Source organism: Actinomycetospora atypica, assembly GCF_042653685.1.
Taxonomy (GTDB): Bacteria; Actinomycetota; Actinomycetes; order Mycobacteriales; family Pseudonocardiaceae; genus Actinomycetospora; species Actinomycetospora atypica.
On sequence record NZ_JBHSIV010000030.1, the window covers coordinates 20,074 to 36,724 of the forward strand.

Annotated in this window: 16 protein-coding genes and 2 tRNA genes; 8 read left to right on the forward strand and 10 right to left on the reverse strand. The window is 72.7% G+C overall.

Annotated elements, in window-relative coordinates:
* The first annotated feature begins 108 nt into the window (after positions 1-108).
* The 6 genes from gyrB (at position 109) to ACFPBZ_RS22800 (ending at position 8,279) form a co-directional block, all read left to right on the forward strand.
* Positions 109-2,112, forward strand: coding sequence for a DNA topoisomerase (ATP-hydrolyzing) subunit B (gyrB, locus tag ACFPBZ_RS22775; protein WP_378038395.1), 2,004 nt, complete (start codon positions 109-111; stop codon positions 2,110-2,112).
* 88 nt (positions 2,113-2,200) lie between these two features.
* Positions 2,201-2,938, forward strand: a complete 738-nt coding sequence (locus ACFPBZ_RS22780) for an FkbM family methyltransferase (protein ID WP_378038396.1) — start codon at positions 2,201-2,203, stop codon at positions 2,936-2,938.
* A 59-nt stretch (positions 2,939-2,997) separates the two neighbouring features.
* Positions 2,998-4,323 carry an MFS transporter gene (locus tag ACFPBZ_RS22785; RefSeq protein ID WP_378038397.1) on the forward strand — a complete coding sequence of 442 codons (1,326 nt, stop codon included), beginning with the start codon at positions 2,998-3,000 and terminating at the stop codon, positions 4,321-4,323.
* Between the two features lie 272 nt (positions 4,324-4,595).
* On the forward strand, positions 4,596-7,109 hold the full coding sequence (gyrA, locus tag ACFPBZ_RS22790) for a DNA gyrase subunit A (RefSeq protein WP_378038398.1): 2,514 nt from the start codon (positions 4,596-4,598) through the stop codon (positions 7,107-7,109).
* 132 nt (positions 7,110-7,241) lie between these two features.
* Positions 7,242-8,150 (forward strand): DUF3566 domain-containing protein, encoded by a 909-nt coding sequence (locus ACFPBZ_RS22795; protein ID WP_417281524.1) that lies wholly within the window; start codon positions 7,242-7,244, stop codon positions 8,148-8,150.
* A 55-nt stretch (positions 8,151-8,205) separates the two neighbouring features.
* Positions 8,206-8,279, forward strand: a tRNA-Ile gene (locus ACFPBZ_RS22800).
* Between the two features lie 75 nt (positions 8,280-8,354).
* Here ACFPBZ_RS22800 and ACFPBZ_RS22805 read toward each other — a convergent pair.
* The 4 genes from ACFPBZ_RS22805 to ACFPBZ_RS22820 all read right to left on the reverse strand — a co-directional run bounded on the left by ACFPBZ_RS22805 (position 8,355) and on the right by ACFPBZ_RS22820 (position 11,341).
* The gene (locus ACFPBZ_RS22805) at positions 8,355-8,771 is read right to left on the reverse strand and encodes a histone-like nucleoid-structuring protein Lsr2 (protein WP_378038399.1); all 417 of its coding nucleotides are present in this window, start codon (positions 8,769-8,771) and stop codon (positions 8,355-8,357) included.
* 103 nt (positions 8,772-8,874) lie between these two features.
* Complete coding sequence (locus ACFPBZ_RS22810; protein ID WP_378038400.1) at positions 8,875-9,318, reverse strand: SRPBCC family protein; 444 nt, start codon at positions 9,316-9,318, stop codon at positions 8,875-8,877.
* A 2-nt stretch (positions 9,319-9,320) separates the two neighbouring features.
* On the reverse strand, positions 9,321-10,163 hold the full coding sequence (locus tag ACFPBZ_RS22815) for a phosphoenolpyruvate hydrolase family protein (protein WP_378038401.1): 843 nt from the start codon (positions 10,161-10,163) through the stop codon (positions 9,321-9,323).
* Positions 10,160-11,341, reverse strand: coding sequence for a Tm-1-like ATP-binding domain-containing protein (locus ACFPBZ_RS22820; protein ID WP_378038402.1), 1,182 nt, complete (start codon positions 11,339-11,341; stop codon positions 10,160-10,162). The genes ACFPBZ_RS22815 and ACFPBZ_RS22820 overlap by 4 nt, the downstream gene beginning before the upstream one ends.
* A gap of 98 nt (positions 11,342-11,439) precedes the next feature.
* On the opposite strand from ACFPBZ_RS22820, the gene ACFPBZ_RS22825 reads away from it, so the two are divergent.
* Both ACFPBZ_RS22825 and ACFPBZ_RS22830 read left to right on the forward strand, forming a co-directional pair.
* Positions 11,440-11,556: a DLW-39 family protein gene (locus ACFPBZ_RS22825; RefSeq protein ID WP_378038403.1), complete on the forward strand. Its 117-nt coding sequence runs from the start codon at positions 11,440-11,442 to the stop codon at positions 11,554-11,556.
* A gap of 11 nt (positions 11,557-11,567) precedes the next feature.
* A tRNA-Ala gene (locus ACFPBZ_RS22830) sits at positions 11,568-11,640 on the forward strand.
* A gap of 28 nt (positions 11,641-11,668) precedes the next feature.
* Here the strand turns inward: ACFPBZ_RS22830 and ACFPBZ_RS22835 are convergent.
* Genes ACFPBZ_RS22835 through ACFPBZ_RS22860 form a run of 6 tightly spaced genes read right to left on the reverse strand, consistent with a single transcriptional unit; the run spans position 11,669 to position 16,632 of the window.
* Complete coding sequence (locus ACFPBZ_RS22835) at positions 11,669-12,172, reverse strand: TetR/AcrR family transcriptional regulator (RefSeq protein WP_378038404.1); 504 nt, start codon at positions 12,170-12,172, stop codon at positions 11,669-11,671.
* Positions 12,165-12,491 (reverse strand): DMT family transporter, encoded by a 327-nt coding sequence (locus tag ACFPBZ_RS22840; RefSeq protein WP_378038405.1) that lies wholly within the window; start codon positions 12,489-12,491, stop codon positions 12,165-12,167. Before ACFPBZ_RS22840 ends, ACFPBZ_RS22835 begins: the two co-directional genes overlap by 8 nt.
* A 26-nt stretch (positions 12,492-12,517) precedes the next feature.
* Positions 12,518-13,723: a cytochrome P450 gene (locus tag ACFPBZ_RS22845; RefSeq protein WP_378038406.1), complete on the reverse strand. Its 1,206-nt coding sequence runs from the start codon at positions 13,721-13,723 to the stop codon at positions 12,518-12,520.
* An 8-nt stretch (positions 13,724-13,731) separates the two neighbouring features.
* Positions 13,732-14,655, reverse strand: a complete 924-nt coding sequence (locus tag ACFPBZ_RS22850) for a PDR/VanB family oxidoreductase (RefSeq protein WP_378038407.1) — start codon at positions 14,653-14,655, stop codon at positions 13,732-13,734.
* 49 nt (positions 14,656-14,704) lie between these two features.
* Positions 14,705-15,454: an IclR family transcriptional regulator gene (locus tag ACFPBZ_RS22855; protein WP_378038408.1), complete on the reverse strand. Its 750-nt coding sequence runs from the start codon at positions 15,452-15,454 to the stop codon at positions 14,705-14,707.
* On the reverse strand, positions 15,454-16,632 hold the full coding sequence (locus tag ACFPBZ_RS22860) for an MFS transporter (protein WP_378038409.1): 1,179 nt from the start codon (positions 16,630-16,632) through the stop codon (positions 15,454-15,456). Before ACFPBZ_RS22860 ends, ACFPBZ_RS22855 begins: the two co-directional genes overlap by 1 nt.
* Positions 16,633-16,651: the final 19 nt, after the last annotated feature.

Below are 16,651 nucleotides of genomic sequence, written 5' to 3' on the forward strand. Positions count from 1 at the left end.
AGCGATCCGGCCCCTTCCCGCGCGAGCCGGGCAGTAGACTGGAGGCAGACGTCCGGGCGATCACTGCCCGCGCCGTGCCGGTCGAGGGGTAGGGAGACACCGAGGCTCGTGGCTGCCGCGAAGAAGAACAGCGACTACAGCGCGTCGTCCATCACCGTGCTCGAGGGCCTCGAGGCGGTCCGCAAGCGCCCCGGGATGTACATCGGGTCCACCGGTGAGCGCGGTCTGCACCACCTCATCTGGGAGGCCGTCGACAACTCGGTCGACGAGGCGATGGCCGGGTACGCCACGGCCGTCACCGTGACGATGCAGGCCGACGGCGGCATCGCCGTCGTCGACGACGGTCGCGGCATCCCGGTCGACGAGCACCCGATCGAGAAGAAGCCCGCCGTCGAGATGGTCATGACCATGCTCCACGCCGGCGGCAAGTTCGACGACAAGTCCTACGCCGTCTCGGGCGGTCTGCACGGCGTCGGCATCAGCGTGGTCAACGCGCTGTCCACGGCGCTCGACGTCGAGATCCACCGCGACGGCCAGATCTGGACCCAGCACTACGACCACTCGGTCCCCGGCCCGCTCAACCAGGCCGGGAAGACGAAGAAGACCGGCACGTCGATCACCTTCTGGGCCGACCCGACGATCTTCGAGTCGACGACCTACAACTTCGAGACGATCTCGCGGCGCCTGCAGGAGATGGCCTTCCTCAACAAGGGCCTGACGATCCACCTGCGCGACGAGCGCAAGCCCGAGGGCACCAGCGAGGAGTCCGCGGAGCTCGACGACGCGCCCGACGCCGAGGGCTACGTCGCGAAGGTCAAGGAGCGGACCTTCTGCTACCCCGGTGGCCTCGAGGACTTCGTCGCGCACATCAACCACGCGAAGGACGCGATCCACAAGAAGCCGGTCTCGTTCCAGGCCGAGGGCACCGGCCACCAGGTCGAGGTCGCGATGCAGTGGAACTCCGGCTACTCGGAGTCCGTCTACACCTTCTGCAACACGATCAACACGACCGAGGGCGGCACCCACGAGGAGGGCTTCCGCTCCGCGCTGACCACCACGGTCAACCGCTACGCGCGCGACAAGAAGTTCATCAAGGAGAAGGACCCGGCGCTGACCGGCGACGACATCCGCGAGGGTCTCGCCGCGATCGTGTCGGTGAAGGTCGCCGAGCCGCAGTTCGAGGGCCAGACGAAGACCAAGCTCGGCAACACCGAGGTGAAGTCGTTCGTCCAGCGCGTCTGCAACGAGTGGCTGGCCGACTGGTTCGACCGCAACCCGGCCGACGCCAAGACCATCATCAACAAGGCCGTCGGCTCGGCCCAGGCGCGGGCCGCCGCCCGCAAGGCGCGTGAGCTCGTCCGCCGCAAGACCGCGGGCGACCTCGGCGGCCTGCCCGGCAAGCTCGCCGACTGCCGGTCGAACGACCCGTCGCGCAGCGAGGTCTACATCGTCGAGGGCGACTCGGCGGGCGGCTCGGCCAAGTCGGGGCGCGACTCGATGTTCCAGGCGATCCTGCCGATCCGCGGCAAGATCATCAACGTCGAGAAGGCCCGGATCGACCGCGTCCTCAAGAACAACGAGGTCCAGTCGATCATCACGGCGCTGGGGACCGGCATCCACGACGAGTTCGACCTGACGAAGCTGCGGTACCACAAGATCGTGCTCATGGCCGACGCCGACGTCGACGGCCAGCACATCCGCACGCTGCTGCTGACGCTGCTGTTCCGGTTCATGCGTCCGCTGGTCGAGGCCGGTCACGTGTTCCTGGCGATGCCGCCGCTGTACAAGATCAAGTGGGGCGGCCGCAACGCCGAGCCGGAGTTCGCGTACTCCGACCGCGAGCGCGACGGGTTGATCGAGGCCGGCCGCGCCGCCGGCAAGAAGATCAACAAGGAGGACGGCGTCCAGCGCTACAAGGGCCTCGGCGAGATGAACGCCAAGGAGCTCTGGGAGACCACGATGGACCCGGAGACCCGCATGATGCAGCAGGTCACGCTCGACGACGCCGCCTCGGCCGACGAGCTGTTCAGCGTGCTCATGGGCGAGGACGTGGAGTCGCGGCGGTCGTTCATCACCCGGAACGCCCGCGACGTCCGCTTCCTCGACGTGTAGCGGTTCCACGGGAAACGTCGCCGGTCCCGCACCGGCTAACCTCCTCCGGCGCGCCCGCTCGGGTGCGCCGGAAGGAGGCTCCGCGCCGGTGGATCGGACCCGCGGCCTGAGCCGGTTGCTCCGGACCGTTGCCCCGTACGCGTGGTTCCTCGAGGACGAGGTGGCGGGGCTCGGCGAGTTCGTCGGCCCCGGCGGGGTCTGCCTCGACGTCGGCGCGGAGTACGGGCTCTACACGTGGACCCTCGCGGGCCTCGTCGGGCAGGCCGGCCACGTACACGCCGTGGAACCCCAGCCGGGACCCGCGGCCCTCGTCGGGACCCTCCGGCGGCTCACCGGCGCCGAGAACGTGACCCTGCACCGGACGGCCCTCGGCGCCGCTCCGGGGGCCGGCGTCCTGTCGCGCCCGCGACGTCACCTCCTCCCGGTGCACGGGCGCGCGTTCCTGACGACCGGGGCGTCCGGCCTGGGCTCGAACGCCGAGTTCGGGCACCACGAGGACGTGCCCGTCGAGGTCAGCACCGTCGACGATCTCGTCGCCCGCCTCGACCCGGTCCGGCTCGACCTCGTGAAGGTCGACATCGAGGGCGCCGAGGCGGACCTCCTCACCGGGGCGCGGGCGACCCTCGCGCGTTTCCGCCCCGTGCTGATGCTCGAGCTCGAGGACCGGCACCTCGCGCGCTTCGGCGCGACGGTCGCCGAGGTGGTCGCCGACCTCGAGCTCGACGGCTACGCGGCCCGCACGTGGCACGACGGCTGGGTTCCGCGCCGGCCCCACGACGACCGCCGGAACGTCCTGTTCGTCCCCGCTGAGCGGAACGGGCCTTGACCTCCGGTTGAGTGACCCGTACCACTGGCGACCTGGCACCGACGCCCGGAGGTTCCGCCATGGTCACCGGTCCCGCTCTCCGTGTCCCGCGCAAGGTGGCCGCGGCCAGCCTCGTCGGGACCACGATCGAATGGTTCGACTTCTTCATCTACGGCACCGCGGCCGCCCTGGTGTTCAACAAGGTGTTCTTCCCGTCGGTCGACCCGGCGCTCGGTACCGTCGCGGCGCTCGGGACCTTCGCCGCCGGCTTCGTCGCGCGGCCGCTCGGCGGGGCGTTCTTCGCCCACTTCGGCGACCGGGTCGGCCGCAAGCCGATGCTCGTGTACTCCCTGCTGCTCATGGGCGCGGCCACCGTCGGCATCGGCCTGCTCCCGGGCTACGCGACCCTCGGCGTCGCCGCGCCCGTGCTGCTCGTCGTGCTGCGCTTCTGCCAGGGGTTCGGGGTCGGCGGCGAGTGGGGCGGAGCCGCGCTCATGGCGGTGGAGAACGCCCCGGACCACCGGCGCGGGTTCTACGGGGCCTGGCCGCAGGTCGGGGTGCCGCTGGGCCTCGTGCTGGGCACCGGGTCCTTCCTCGTCCTCGACCTCACCGTCGCCGAGGCCGACTTCCAGGCCTGGGGCTGGCGGATCCCGTTCCTCGCGAGCGCCGTGCTGATCGGGGTCGGGATGTGGATCCGCCTGACCGTGGCGGAGAGCCCGGTGTTCCGGGCCGACCAGGAACGGCGGGCGGTGAGCCGGATGCCGGTTCTCGACGTCCTGCGCCGCTACCCGAAGGTCATCCTGCTCGCGGCGGGCTCGTTCCTCGCCACGAACGCCACCTTCTACGTGAGCTCGGTCTGGCTGGTCTCCTACGCCACCACCGAGCTGGGCTACGAGCGCTCGACGATCCTCGGCGCCAACACGTTCCTCTCGGCCGCGGACATCCCGATGATCCTGCTGCTCGGGCTGCTCTCCGACCGGGTCGGGCGCCGGCCGCTGTTCCTCGTCGGGATGGCGGTGCTGGCGGTCGCGTCCGTGCCCTACTTCCTGCTGGTGAGCACCGGGAACGTCTGGCTGTTCATCCTCGGCGGCCTGGTGGTGCAGGCGTGCCGCAGCGCGGTGTACGGCCCGCAGTCGGCCTACTTCGCCGAGCAGTTCCCCACCCACCTGCGCTACAGCGGCGCCTCGCTCGCCTACCAGCTCGCCTCCATCCTCGGTGGGGTCGCGCCGGCGATCTGCGGGCTGCTGGTGCTGTGGACGGGGAGCCTGCTCTCGGTGGCCGCCTACGTCGTCGCGATGGCGCTGGTGTCGCTCGCCTGCTCCTGGGCGATGAGCGAGACCCTGCGCCGCGACCTCGTGGACGTCCCCGACGACCCGGGGCGCGTGGACGCGCGGCAGGGCGCCTGACCGCCCCTCCCGGGTGTCAGCGATGGCACGTCGCCGACACCGGACGTCAGTCCGGCGCCACGCTCGCGCCGACCGGGCCGCGCGGCGGGCCCCACACCGCACCTGACCGGCGGGAACACCTGCGGGGCGTCACCGTGACCGTCGGTGCCGTCGGTAGAATCGGTGTGTCGGGCCCGTTCGCGCGGATCCCCGGCGGACGGGCACGCCCCTGATGTGTTCGACGCGGTGACCAGCCGCGCCCCGGGGGCGCCCAGGAGTGGAGTGGACACCAGGTGACCGAGACGACGCTGCCTCCGGGGTCCGGCGACCGTATCGAGCCGGTCGACATCCAGCAGGAGATGCAGCGCTCCTACATCGACTACGCGATGAGCGTGATCGTGGGGCGCGCCCTGCCGCTGGTGGAGGACGGTCTCAAGCCGGTCCACCGCCGCGTCCTGTACTCGATGTACGACTCCGGGTTCCGCCCCGACCGCAGCTACGTCAAGTGCGCGCGCGTCGTCGGCGACGTGATGGGCAACTACCACCCGCACGGCGACTCGGCGATCTACGACGCCCTCGTGCGGCTCGCGCAGCCCTGGTCGATGCGCTACCCGCTGATCGACGGGCAGGGCAACTTCGGCTCGCCGGGCAACGACCCGGCGGCGGCCATGAGGTACACCGAGTGCCGCCTCACCCCCCTCGCGATGTCGATGCTCGCCGACATCGACGAGGAGACCGTCGACTTCGTCGACAACTACGACGGCCGCACGCAGGAGCCGGCCGTCCTCCCCGGCCGCGTCCCGAACCTGCTGATCAACGGCAGCGCCGGCATCGCGGTCGGCATGGCGACGAACATCCCGCCGCACAACCTGCGCGAGGTCGCCGCCGGCGCCACCTGGGCGCTGGACAACCCGGAGGCCTCCGAGGAGGAGACCCTCGAGGCCCTCATGGGCTTCATCAAGGGCCCCGACTTCCCCACGGCGGGCCTCATCGTCGGCCAGGACGGGATCGAGTCGGCGTACCGCACCGGCCGCGGGTCGGTCCGGATGCGCGCCGTGGTGGAGGTGGAGGAGGACACGAAGGGCCGCACCACCCTCGTCGTCACCGAGCTGCCCTACCAGGTCAACCCCGACAACCTCATCGAGTCGATCGCGACGATGGTCCGCGAGGGCCGCATCACCGGCATCGCGGAGATCAACGACGAGTCGTCCGACCGCGTCGGGCGGCGCGTCGTCATCACGCTGCGCCGCGACGCCGTCGCGAAGGTCGTCCTGAACAACCTCTACAAGCACACGCAGCTGCAGTTCAGCTTCGGCGTGAACATGCTGACGATCGTCGACGGCGTGCCGCGCACGCTGCGGCTCGACCAGTTCATCCGCCACTGGGTCCGCCACCAGATCGAGGTCATCGTCCGGCGGACGCGCTACCGGCTGCGCAAGGCCGAGGAGCGCGCCCACATCCTGCGCGGTCTGGTGAAGGCCCTCGACGCGCTCGACGAGGTCATCGCCCTGATCCGGGCCTCGCAGACCGTCGACGTCGCCCGCACCGGCCTGATCGAGCTCCTCGAGATCGACGAGATCCAGGCGCAGGCCATCCTCGACATGCAGCTGCGTCGTCTGGCCGCCCTCGAGCGCCAGAAGATCATCGACGAGCTGGCCGAGATCGAGAACGAGATCCGGGACTACCAGGACATCCTCGACCGGCCCGAGCGGCAGCGGCAGATCATCCGCGACGAGCTCGCCGAGATCGTCGACAAGCACGGCGACGAGCGGCTCACCCGGATCGTCGGGTACGACGGCGAGGTCGCCGACGCCGACCTGATCGCGGTCGAGGACGTCGTCGTGACGATCACCCGCACCGGCTACGCGAAGCGCACCAAGACCGACCTGTACCGCGCGCAGAAGCGCGGCGGACGCGGGGTGCAGGGCGCGGCGCTCAAGCAGGACGACCTCGTCGCGCACTTCTTCGTCTGCTCCACGCACGACTGGCTGCTGTTCTTCACCAACAAGGGCCGCGTCTACCGGGCGAAGGCCTACGAGCTGCCCGAGGCCAACCGCAGCGCGCGCGGCCAGCACGTGGCGAACCTCCTCGCGTTCCAGCCCGAGGAGCAGATCGCCCAGGTCATGCAGATCAAGGACTACAACGCCGCCCCGTACCTGGTGCTCGCCACCAAGGCGGGCCTGGTGAAGAAGTCCAAGCTCACCGACTTCGACTCGAACCGCACCGGCGGCCTGATCGGCATCAACCTGCGCGACAACGACGAGCTGGTCGGCGCGGTGCTCTGCTCCGGCGACGACGACCTGCTCCTCGTCTCCGCGGAGGGCCAGTCGATCCGGTTCTCGGCCACCGACGAGGTGCTCCGCCCGATGGGACGCGCCACCTCGGGCGTCATGGGGATGCGCTTCAACTCCGGCGACGAACTGCTGTCGCTCGGCGTCGTGCGCAGCGGCACGTTCCTGCTGGTGGCCACCGGTGGCGGTTACGCGAAGCGGACGCCGATCGAGGACTACCCGGTCCAGGGCCGCGGCGGCAAGGGCGTGCTGACGCTGCAGTACGACCGTCGGCGCGGCACCCTGGTCGGCGCCCTCATCGTCGAGCTGGAGGACGAGCTGTACGCCATCACGGCGAGCGGCGGCGTCATCCGGACGACGGCGAAGGAGGTCCGCAAGGCCGGCCGTCAGACGAAGGGGGTGCGTCTGATGAACCTGGGCGAGAACGGCACGCTGCTGGCCGTGGCCCGGAACGCGGAGAGCGCGGTCGACCCCGACGCGGGCGGCCCCGACCAGGCGCCCGACACCCTGCTGTGACCCCTCGACGGACTCCGAGAGCGTGAGACGAGCATCGTGAGCACACCGACACCGGACGAGAAGAACGGCACGGGACCCGGGGGCGACAAGGCCTCCGGGGCGGGCGCCGCGACCGGGAACGTGGAGGACACGATCGTCACCCGCGCGACGGGTGACGGGCCTCCCCGCGGCCAGGCCTCCCCGGGCGACGGCGCGTCCCGGTCCACCGGCGGCCCGCCGCCGCCGTGGCAGCGGGCCAACACGCGGGAGGCGGGGGCGCGCCCCGGCTCCGAGCCCGACGGACAGGGCGCCGCCGAGCCCGGTTCCCACGAGCCCGGTGGCGGACGGCCGCCGACGGGTCCGCTGCCGGCCCAGGGGGCCCGGACGCCGGCGGCCGGCACGCCCGGCCACCCCGACGGCGGCCAGGCGAACCAGGGCGGCCGGGCGAACCAGGGCAGTCAGGCGAACCAGGGCGGCCAGGGCGCCCGGGGCGGGCGGACGTCCGGCCCGCCGAGCGGGCCGCTGCCCATGGCGGGCGGCGAGCGACGCTCGTCCACCGCCATGATCGACGCGCCCACCAACCAGCTCTCGCCGGAGCAGCTGGGTATGCGCAACCGGGGCCGGTCGGAGTCCGAGCCCGACTTCGACGACCTCGACGACGACGCGGGCGCCCCGAGCTCCCGGCCCTCGCGGGGCAAGGTGCCGCGGCGGGCGAGCCTGCAGGTCAAGCGCTTCGACCCGTGGTCGGTGCTGAAGCTCGCGCTCGTGCTCGGGGTCGCGCTGTTCTTCGTGTGGATGTTCGCTGTGGGCGTGCTCTACGCCGTGCTCGACGGCATGGGCGTGTGGGCGCAGCTGAACGGCACCTACCAGGACCTCACCTCGGACGGCGGGGGCGGCGGCGGCCAGCTCATCACCGCGGGCGGCGTGTTCGGGGTGGCGGCCATCATCGGGGTGGTCAACACGATCCTGTTCACCGCGCTCGCGAGCGTCTCGGCGTTCATCTACAACATCTCCGCCGACGTCGCGGGAGGCATCGAGGTCACGCTCTCCGAGCGCGACTAGGAGCACCCCCGGTGGCAGGAGTGCCGGACACCCTCCGGTAACCTTGCCTCCGTCGGGGCCCATAGCTCAGTTGGTTAGAGCGCGTCGCTGATAACGACGAGGTCGATGGTTCAAATCCATCTGGGCCCACACCCCAGGACAGCAGAACGGCCCCGGAGCTCCACGCTCCGGGGCCGTTCGTCGCTGTGCCCGTGGACCCCGGGATCAGCCGGAGAAGGCGGCAGCGGCGCTGCCGTTCTTGCCGCGCGACTCCCAGGCCTCGACGACGTTGTTCGGCACCCGACCGCGGTCGGACACCTCGAAGCCCTCGGCGCGGGCCCAGTCGCGGATCTGCTTGGAGGTCTCGCGGTCGTACCCGCCCGGCGACGTGGCCCGCGGCGTTCCCGTGCCGGCCCCCCCGGACTTGCGCCGGCTCCCGTTGCTGCCACCCGAACGACGTCCCCCCGTACGTCGGGCCGCGGCCACGTACTGCGCGAGCGTGTCGCGCAGTTCGGCACTGTTCTTGTCGTCGAGGTCGATCTCGTAGGTCACGCCGTCGAGAGCGAACTCGACGGTGGTGATGTCCTCGGACTCCTCACCCGTGAGGTCGTCCACCAACGTGACGACTGTCTTCTGGGCCATCTGGCGGTACTCCTCGGTTGCGCGGGGGAATTGCTACCGAATTAGCTCCGGTGTCATTAAACAGTAGCAAGGAATCGCGAGGAGGCCAGCGAGGGGTGGGATATCACTCGACAGTGGCGGAGAAATGGGCTCCGAGGTCGGCGAGTCCCGCCGCGAACACCTCCCGGGTGAAGAACTCGGTGAGGGACTCGGAGTCGGCCCGGTCACAGTCGAACACGAGGGACCACTCGACGAACGATTCCCCGGTGGTGGTCACCGGGACCACGCGGATCGTCGAGCGATAGAGGTCGACCGCGAACGGCGACTCGAGGATCTCGTAGGTGAGCGAGCGGGCGTGGTCGTCGAGCGCGGTCAGCAGTTCCCGCACCTCGCCGCCCCCGCCGGCGAGGGTGAGGCGGCGGATCGCGCCGACGGAGTCGCCGGGGGTCTCGAGCTCGCTGTGCTCGATCGCGGGGTGCCAGCGGGGCAGCCCGTCGAAGTCGCGGACCACCGCCCAGACGGCGGCGGCGTCGGCGGGGACGATCGCGGTGGCGAGGGCCTCGGGCATCGTCAGTTCTCCTTCGGGCGTCGGGTGGGGCGGAGCTCGGTGAATTCCTTGGTGCGGGCGGTGAGGGCCTCCTCGGTGGGGAGGCGCTCCATGCTGCTGGCCCCGTAGAAGCCGTGGCAGGTGTGGGCGCGTTCCAGCACGTAGGCGGCGTCGGCGGGGGCCGAGACCGGACCGCCGTGGACCAGCACCAGGACGTCGTCGCGGACCTCCCGGGCGGCGCCGGCCCACTCGTCGGTCAGGGCCACGCAGTCGTCCAGCGACTTCGCGGTGCCGGCGCCGATCGAGCCGCCGGTCGTCAGGCCCATGTGACACACGACGACGTCGGCGCCGGCCTCGGTCATCGCACGCGCCTCGTCGGCGGAGAACACGTAGGGCGTCGTGAGCAGATCGTGCTGGCGGGCGGCCGCGATCAGGTCGACCTCGTGGGAGAAGCCCATGCCGGTCTCCTCGAGATTCGCGCGGAAGACCCCGTCGATGAGCCCGACGGTGGGGAAGTTCTGGATACCGGCGAAACCGAGGTCGACGAGCTCGCGCAGGAATCGGTCCCGCAACAGGAAGGGATCGGTCCCGTTGACGCCCGCGAGGACGGGCGTGTGCTCCACCACGGGCAGGACCTCGTGCGCCATCTCGACGACGATGTCGTTCGCGTTGCCGTACGCGAGCAGGCCGGCGAGAGATCCGCGGCCCGCCATGCGATAGCGCCCGGAGTTGTAGATCACGATGAGATCGATGCCGCCCGCTTCCTCGCAGCGGGCCGACAATCCGGTTCCGGCGCCGCCGCCGACGATCGGCTCACCCCGCTCGACCTTCGCGCGCAACCGTTCCAGGATGTCCTGCCGGCTCATGCTCCTCCTCGGATCTCGTGCAGGTTCTCGACGATCGCCCGGGCGAACTCGGGATCGTTGACGTGCAGGTCGGTCTCGATCAGACGCCGGTCGTCGGTCTGCCGCAGTTCCGCGCGCAGCGTCGACACCAGCGCCTCGGTGGCCTCCGGGTCGTGGAACGGACCGCCCTCGACGTCAAGGGCCGAGACGCCCCTCGTCGGGACGAGCAGCCGGACCGGGCCCTCGCAGGCGTTCAGGCCGTGGGCGAGGAAGCGGGCGGCGGCCCGGCACTCGTCGGGGGTGGTGCGCATCAGGGTCACCTGGGCGTTGTGCTCGTAGAACTGCCGGCCCCGGTAGCGCTCGGGGACGGTGTCGGGGGCCCCGAAGTTGACCATGTCGAGCGCGCCGACGCTGCCGACCCACGGCACCCGTCGTCGGGCGATCGCGCCGAGCCGGTCCTCGGTGGCCGTCATGATCCCGCCCGCGACGAGGTCGGCGATCTCGGTGGTGGAGACGTCGACGACCGCGGAGACCAGGCCGTCGTCGACGAGCTTCTCCATCGCGCGCCCACCCGTGCCGGTGGCGTGGAAGACGAGGCAGTCGTACTCGTCGTGCAGTGCCTCGGTCACCGCGGTGACGCACGGGGTGGTGACCCCGAACATCGTCAGGCCCAGGGCCGGCTTGTCGTCGGCGACGGCGGGTGGGGCGGACAGGGCGCCCGCCAGCATGTGGGCGGCGTTGGAGAGGACGACGCGGCTGATCCGGTTGAGGCCGGCCACGTCGGTCACCGAGTACATGAGCGTGACGTCCGACGAGCCGACGTACGCCGCGACGTCGCCGCTCGCCACGGTCGAGACGACGATCTTCGGTACGCCGACCGGGAGCCGCTGCAGCGCGGGCGTGACGAGCGCCGTGCCGCCGGAGCCGCCCAGACCGATGACGCCGTCGAGGTCGGTGCGCCCGGGCAGCCACCGCTCGAGGGCCTCCGCCATCCCGGCGACCGACGTGCCCCGGTCGCCCGTGAACACGTCCGGGCCGGCGACGTCGGCCGCGGTGACGTCGGCCAGGCGGGCGCCCGGGTCCGCGGTGCCCACGTCGACCGTCGTCACCTCGTGCCCGGCGCCCCGGATCAGCTCGGCGACGTGCCGGAGCTCGTCGCCCTTCGTGTCGAACGTGCCCACCACGTAGGCGTGTGCCATGCGGGTCCTCCCGGCTGCGACGTCGGTGTCGTCTGCGCACGAGTCCTATCGCATGGACGGCCCCGGTGCGCGCCCCCGGGACTGCTAGCGTGGGACCGGTGAAGAAGCTGGTCGTTCTCTCCGCGGCGGCGTTCGGGGTGTTCCGCCTCGTGCAGCGCCGACGCCAGGAGCGGCCGACGGCGGAGGTCTGGCGACAGGCGACCCGCGCGTCCTAGCTCCTCCGCGAGGGGACATAGCTCAATTGGCAGAGCACCGCCTTTGCAAGGCGGGGGTTAGGGGTTCGATTCCCCTTGTCTCCACCCATCCCGACGAGCACGGCCCCGCGCCTCACCGCGCGGCGGCCTCCAGCACGGCGAGCGCCCCGGCCTCGTCGAGCCCGGTGAGCGTGGCCTGCAGGTAGAGCCCGTTGACGACGGCGACCAGCACCGCCGGCCGCCCGGGCGCGAGCCGCGCGCACAGCGCCCCCAGCTCCGCGTCCCACCGCTCGAGCTCGGAGCGCAGGTCGTCGCGGCGGGCGGCGAGCAGGAAGAGGTCGTACTCCGCGGCGAGCCCGGCCCGGTCGCCGTCGGCGAGCAGGCGCGCGAGGTCGGCGAGGGTGGCCACGGTCGCGAGGTCGGCGACGTAGCGGTCGTTGACCTCGCGCAGCGCGGTGACCAGCAGGGCGTCGACGGAGGCGAAGTAGTAGAGCACCGCGCTGGCCGGCACCCCGGCCTCGTCGGCCACCCGCCGCTGCGTGATCGCGCCGAGCCCCTCCCGCCCGATCAGGCGCAGCGCGGCGTCGAGGATGTCCCGACGACGCGCGGCGCCCTTGACGAGCCGCCCGTCAGGCACCGTGGGTGCCCCCGAGCTCCAGGGCCAGCACGCCGGCGATCACCAGGCCGATCCCGCCGACCTGCACCCAGCTCAGGGGCTCGGAGAGGAACACCGCCCCGATGATCGCGATCGCCGCGACGCCGGCCGCCGCCCAGATCCCGTAGGCGATCCCGACCGGCACGCCACCGGAGAGCGCCTTCGAGAGCGCGAAGAACGCGACGCCGTAGCCGAGCACCACGAGCAGCGACGGGCCGAGCCGGCTGAAGCCCTCGGCCGCGCGCAGGGACAGCGTCCCCGTCACCTCGGCGGCGATCGCGAGGGCCAACCACAGGTACATGCCCCCGACGATACTGGAGCGAACGCTCAGGAAGTTGTGAGTCGCAACGGCACCGAGGCCCACTCGCGCATCGTGTTGTTCGCCCGCCGCACGGGCTCGCCCGCGGGCTCGATCCGCTCGACGCGCTCGAGCAGCGCCGTCAGGAGCGCCTCGGACTCCAGGCGCGCCACGTGCTGGCCGACGCACTGGTGCAGCCCGAAGCCGAACCCGACGTGCCCCGAGGGGTCGCGACGCAGGTCGTAGCGCTCGGGGGCGTCCCAGGCGCGCGGATCGTGGTTGGCCGATCCGAGGTACATCAGGATCTTCGCCCCGGCGGGCACGACGACGTCGCCGATCGGCACGTCGGTCTCGGCGACGCGGAAGAAGGTCTGCACCGGGGACCCCCAGCGGACCGCCTCGTCGAACGCGACGCGTCGTCGGGACTCGTCGGTGCGCAGGAGCTCCCACTGGTCGGGGTGGGTGGCGAGCGCGTGCAGGAGCCAGCCGAGGCCGTGGACGGTGGTGTCGATGCCGGCCGAGAGCAGGGACCGGACGACGAGCGGCGCCTGCTCGGCGGTGATGTCGCCGCGGTCGGCGGCGGCCCAGATGTCGGCGCCGAACCCCTCGTCGGCGAGGACCTCGCGGGTGCACTGGGCGGCCACCCACGCGGCGTGCTCCGTCGCGGCCGCCGCGGCGTGGGTGACGAGCGCGTTGGGCGGGCCGAACGCGTTGAACAGGAACTCGCCGTAGGGCAGCAGGTGCTCGCGGCCCTCCCGGGGGATGCCGACGGCGTCGGGGAACACCCGCAGCGGGAAGGCCGCGGCGAGCGCGGCCATGCCGTCGAGCTCGACCACCCGGTCGTCGAGCAGGGCGTCGACGTGCTCGCGGGCGGCGGCGAACCAGCGCTCGCGGAGCCGGCGCAGGGCCCGCGGGCCGAGGACGGCGGAGAGGACGCGGCGCGGGGCGTCGTGGCGGGGCGGGTCGGCCTCGAGCAGCAGCGACGGCGGGCGCCACGGCTCCTCGGTGCGGAAGTTCGCGAGGCCCACCCCGGCCGAGGAGCAGAAGCGCTGCCAGTCGACGAGGGCGGCGCGGACCTCGGCGTAGCGGCCCATCGCGTAGACGTCGTGGGCGGCGAGGTGCACCACGGGGCCGGCGTCGCGCAGCGCGGCCTGGAACGGCAGCGGGTCGGTGAGGACCTCGACGGAGAACGGGTCGTCGTGGGTGACCGGGACGGTGGCGGGGGAGGTGGTCATCGGGGGCCTCACAGGTCCAGGACGAGGTGGTCGGAGGCCGCGCGCGAGACGCACGGCAGCATGCAGTCGCCCGCGGCGCGCTCGTGGTCGGCGAGGATCTGGTCGCGGTGGTCGGGGACGCCGGCGAGGACGGTCGTCTCGCACGTCCCGCAGGTGCCGCGCTCGCACGACGAGAGCGTGGTCGCCCCGGCGCGCCGGGCCGCCTCGAGCACGGTGGTGGCGGCGTCGACCACCACGCGGGTGCCGGTGCGGGCCAGCTCGACGGTGAACGGCTCGTCGCGCACGGGCGGAGCGACCTCGGTGACGGCGAACCGCTCGGTGTGCAGGCGGTGGCCCGCCGTCGCCTCCTCGACCGCCGCGAGCAGCGGCGACGGCCCGCAGCAGTAGACGACGGTGTCGTCGCGCGGGGGCCCGAGCCACCCGCGCAGCGGCAGCAGGCCGGCCTCGTCCTGGGGCACCACCTGCACCCGAGGGTCGGTGAGCTCGTCGGTGAACGCCATCGAGCGCCGCGACCGGCCGCCGTAGAGCAGGGCCCAGTCGGCCCCGACGATCTCGGCGGTGCGGATCATCGGCAGCAGCGGGGTGATGCCGATGCCGCCCGCGACGAAGCGGTAGCGCGCGGCGGGGACGAGCGGGAAGTGGTTGCGCGGTCCGCCGAACCCGACCTCGTCGCCGACGGCGAGCCGGTCGTGGACGTACGCCGAGCCGCCGCGCCCGGCGGGTTCGCGCAGCACCGCGACCCGGTACGACGACGGGTCCCAGCGGTCGCCGCACAGCGAGTACTGCCGGGTGGTGCCGTCGCCCAGGGTCAGGTCGACGTGCGCGCCCGGCGTCCAGTCGGGCAGGCGGGCGCCGTCGCGCCGGGCGAGGGTCAGCGCGACGACGCCGTCGGCGACGGGGTCCTTCGCGGTCACCACGAGTCGTGCGCTCATGGCCCTCAGGGTGGGGCGACGCCGGTCACACGCGATACGTCCTTCCCGTTCAATGAGAACGCAGCCGGGCCCCGATCCGCCGGGCGGCCTCGGTGAGGGCGGGGACCGCGCGGGGCGCGTCGCCGTCGTTCGGCACGATCACCGAGACCGCGGCGAGCACCCGCCCCGACGCGTCGCGCACCGGGACGGCGATCCCGGTGGCCTCGGGGTGCAGGTGCCCCGGGCAGATCACGACGCCCCGCTCGCGGATCCCGGCGAGCAGCGCCCGCAGCTCGGTCGGCGAGGTGACGGTGTTCGACGTGAAACGTCGCAGGGGCCGGGCGAGCACCCGCTCCTGCAGCACGGTCGAGCCGAAGGCGAGCAGGACCAGTCCCGACGACGAGGCGTGCAGCGGCAGCCGGGCCGCGATCCGCGTGAAGTTCACGACCGCGCCGTCGGCGGAGAGCCGCTCGACGAAGAGCACCTCCTCGCCGTCGAGCACGCCGAGCTGGGCGTGGTGGCCGACGCCGCGGTGCAGGTCCTCCAGCACCGGCATCGCGCTCTCGCGCAGCGACAGCGTCGGCGACGCCCGCGAGGCCAGCTCCCACAGCCGCGTCCCCACCCGCACCCGGCGCTCGTCGTCCCGCACGAGGAGACCGTGGGCCACCAGGTCGGCGACCAGCCGCGACGCGGTGGCGAGCGGCAGGCCGGCGCGCTCGGCCACCGCCGACACGGTGAGCGCAGGCGCCTCGGGGGTGAAGGCCTCGAGGATGCGCACGATCCGCTCGAGCACCGACTCCCCGGAGTCCGAGCGCGCCATCACGCGCTGCGGAGCACCCGCGCGCCCCCGATCGCGGTGAGCGCCACGAGCACGGCGATCCCCAGGAACCCGCCGCCCAGGCCCAGGGTCGCGGCGAGCACCCCGGTGAGGAACGGGCCGCCCGCCTCGCCGATCTCGCGGCCGATCTCAGCCGAGCCCATCGTCTGCCCGAGCCGCTCGCGCGGGCTCGACGCCGCCAGCACCGCGAACGCGACCGGCGTGATCATCGCGGTGCCGAGGCCGATGAGGACCGCCGCGACCAGCAGCCCCGCCAGGTGCCCCACGACCGCCGGGAAGCCCAGCCCGACGGCGGTGAGCAGGGTCCCGACGACGAGGGCGGTGCGGTCGCCGATCCGGCCCGCGTCGCGGACCCGGCCGATCACCGGCTGGGTGAGCGAGCCGACGACGGCGAGCACCGACACGGCCGCCCCGGTGGCGATCGGGCCGAGGCCGTCGCCGGCGCCCACCAGCGGTAGGAAGCCGACGCCCACCGAGAGTGCGGCGGCGCTGGAGGCCAGCGCGAGGGTCGGGGGCAGGAAGCCGCGGTTGCCGAGCCGGCGCAGGAGGGCGCCGAGGCCCTCCCGGTGCCGGGGCAGCGGCGGGGGATCCGGCACGACGAGCACGGTCCAGACGAACACCGCGATCGCGAGGACCGTGAGCGTGGTGAACAGCAGCGGGTAGCCGCCCGCGGCCACGAGGGCGCCGCCGAGCAGCGGGCCCGCGGTGTAGCCGAGGCCCTTCCACGCGCCGTAGCTGCCGAACGCCCGCCCCTGCCGGCGCTGCGGGGCGATCCGCCCGATGAGGGCGCCCGCCGACGGGGAGAAGGCCGCGGCCGCCGCGCCCTGGGCGAAGCGGGCGACACCGAGCAGCGCGGGGTTCCCGACGAGCACGAACGCGGCGGAGGCCAGGGCGAAGCCGAAGAGGCCCCCGAGCAGCACCGGACGGAGCCCGATGCGGTCGGCGAGCGCGCCGAACACCGGCTTGAGCAGGATCTCGGCGCCGTCGTAGAGCGCGAGCAGGATGCCGAGCGTGATCAGCTGGCTGCCGAGGTCGCCGGTGAACCCGAGGTTGGCGGCGATGCCGTGGGAGCCGAACGCCGTGACGAACCCGGCGGCGTAGAGCGGGAGGACCGCGGGCCCGGCGCGCCCGGTCTCCGCGGTCTCGGCGTCGGCGTTCACACGCCCATCACACCAGTCG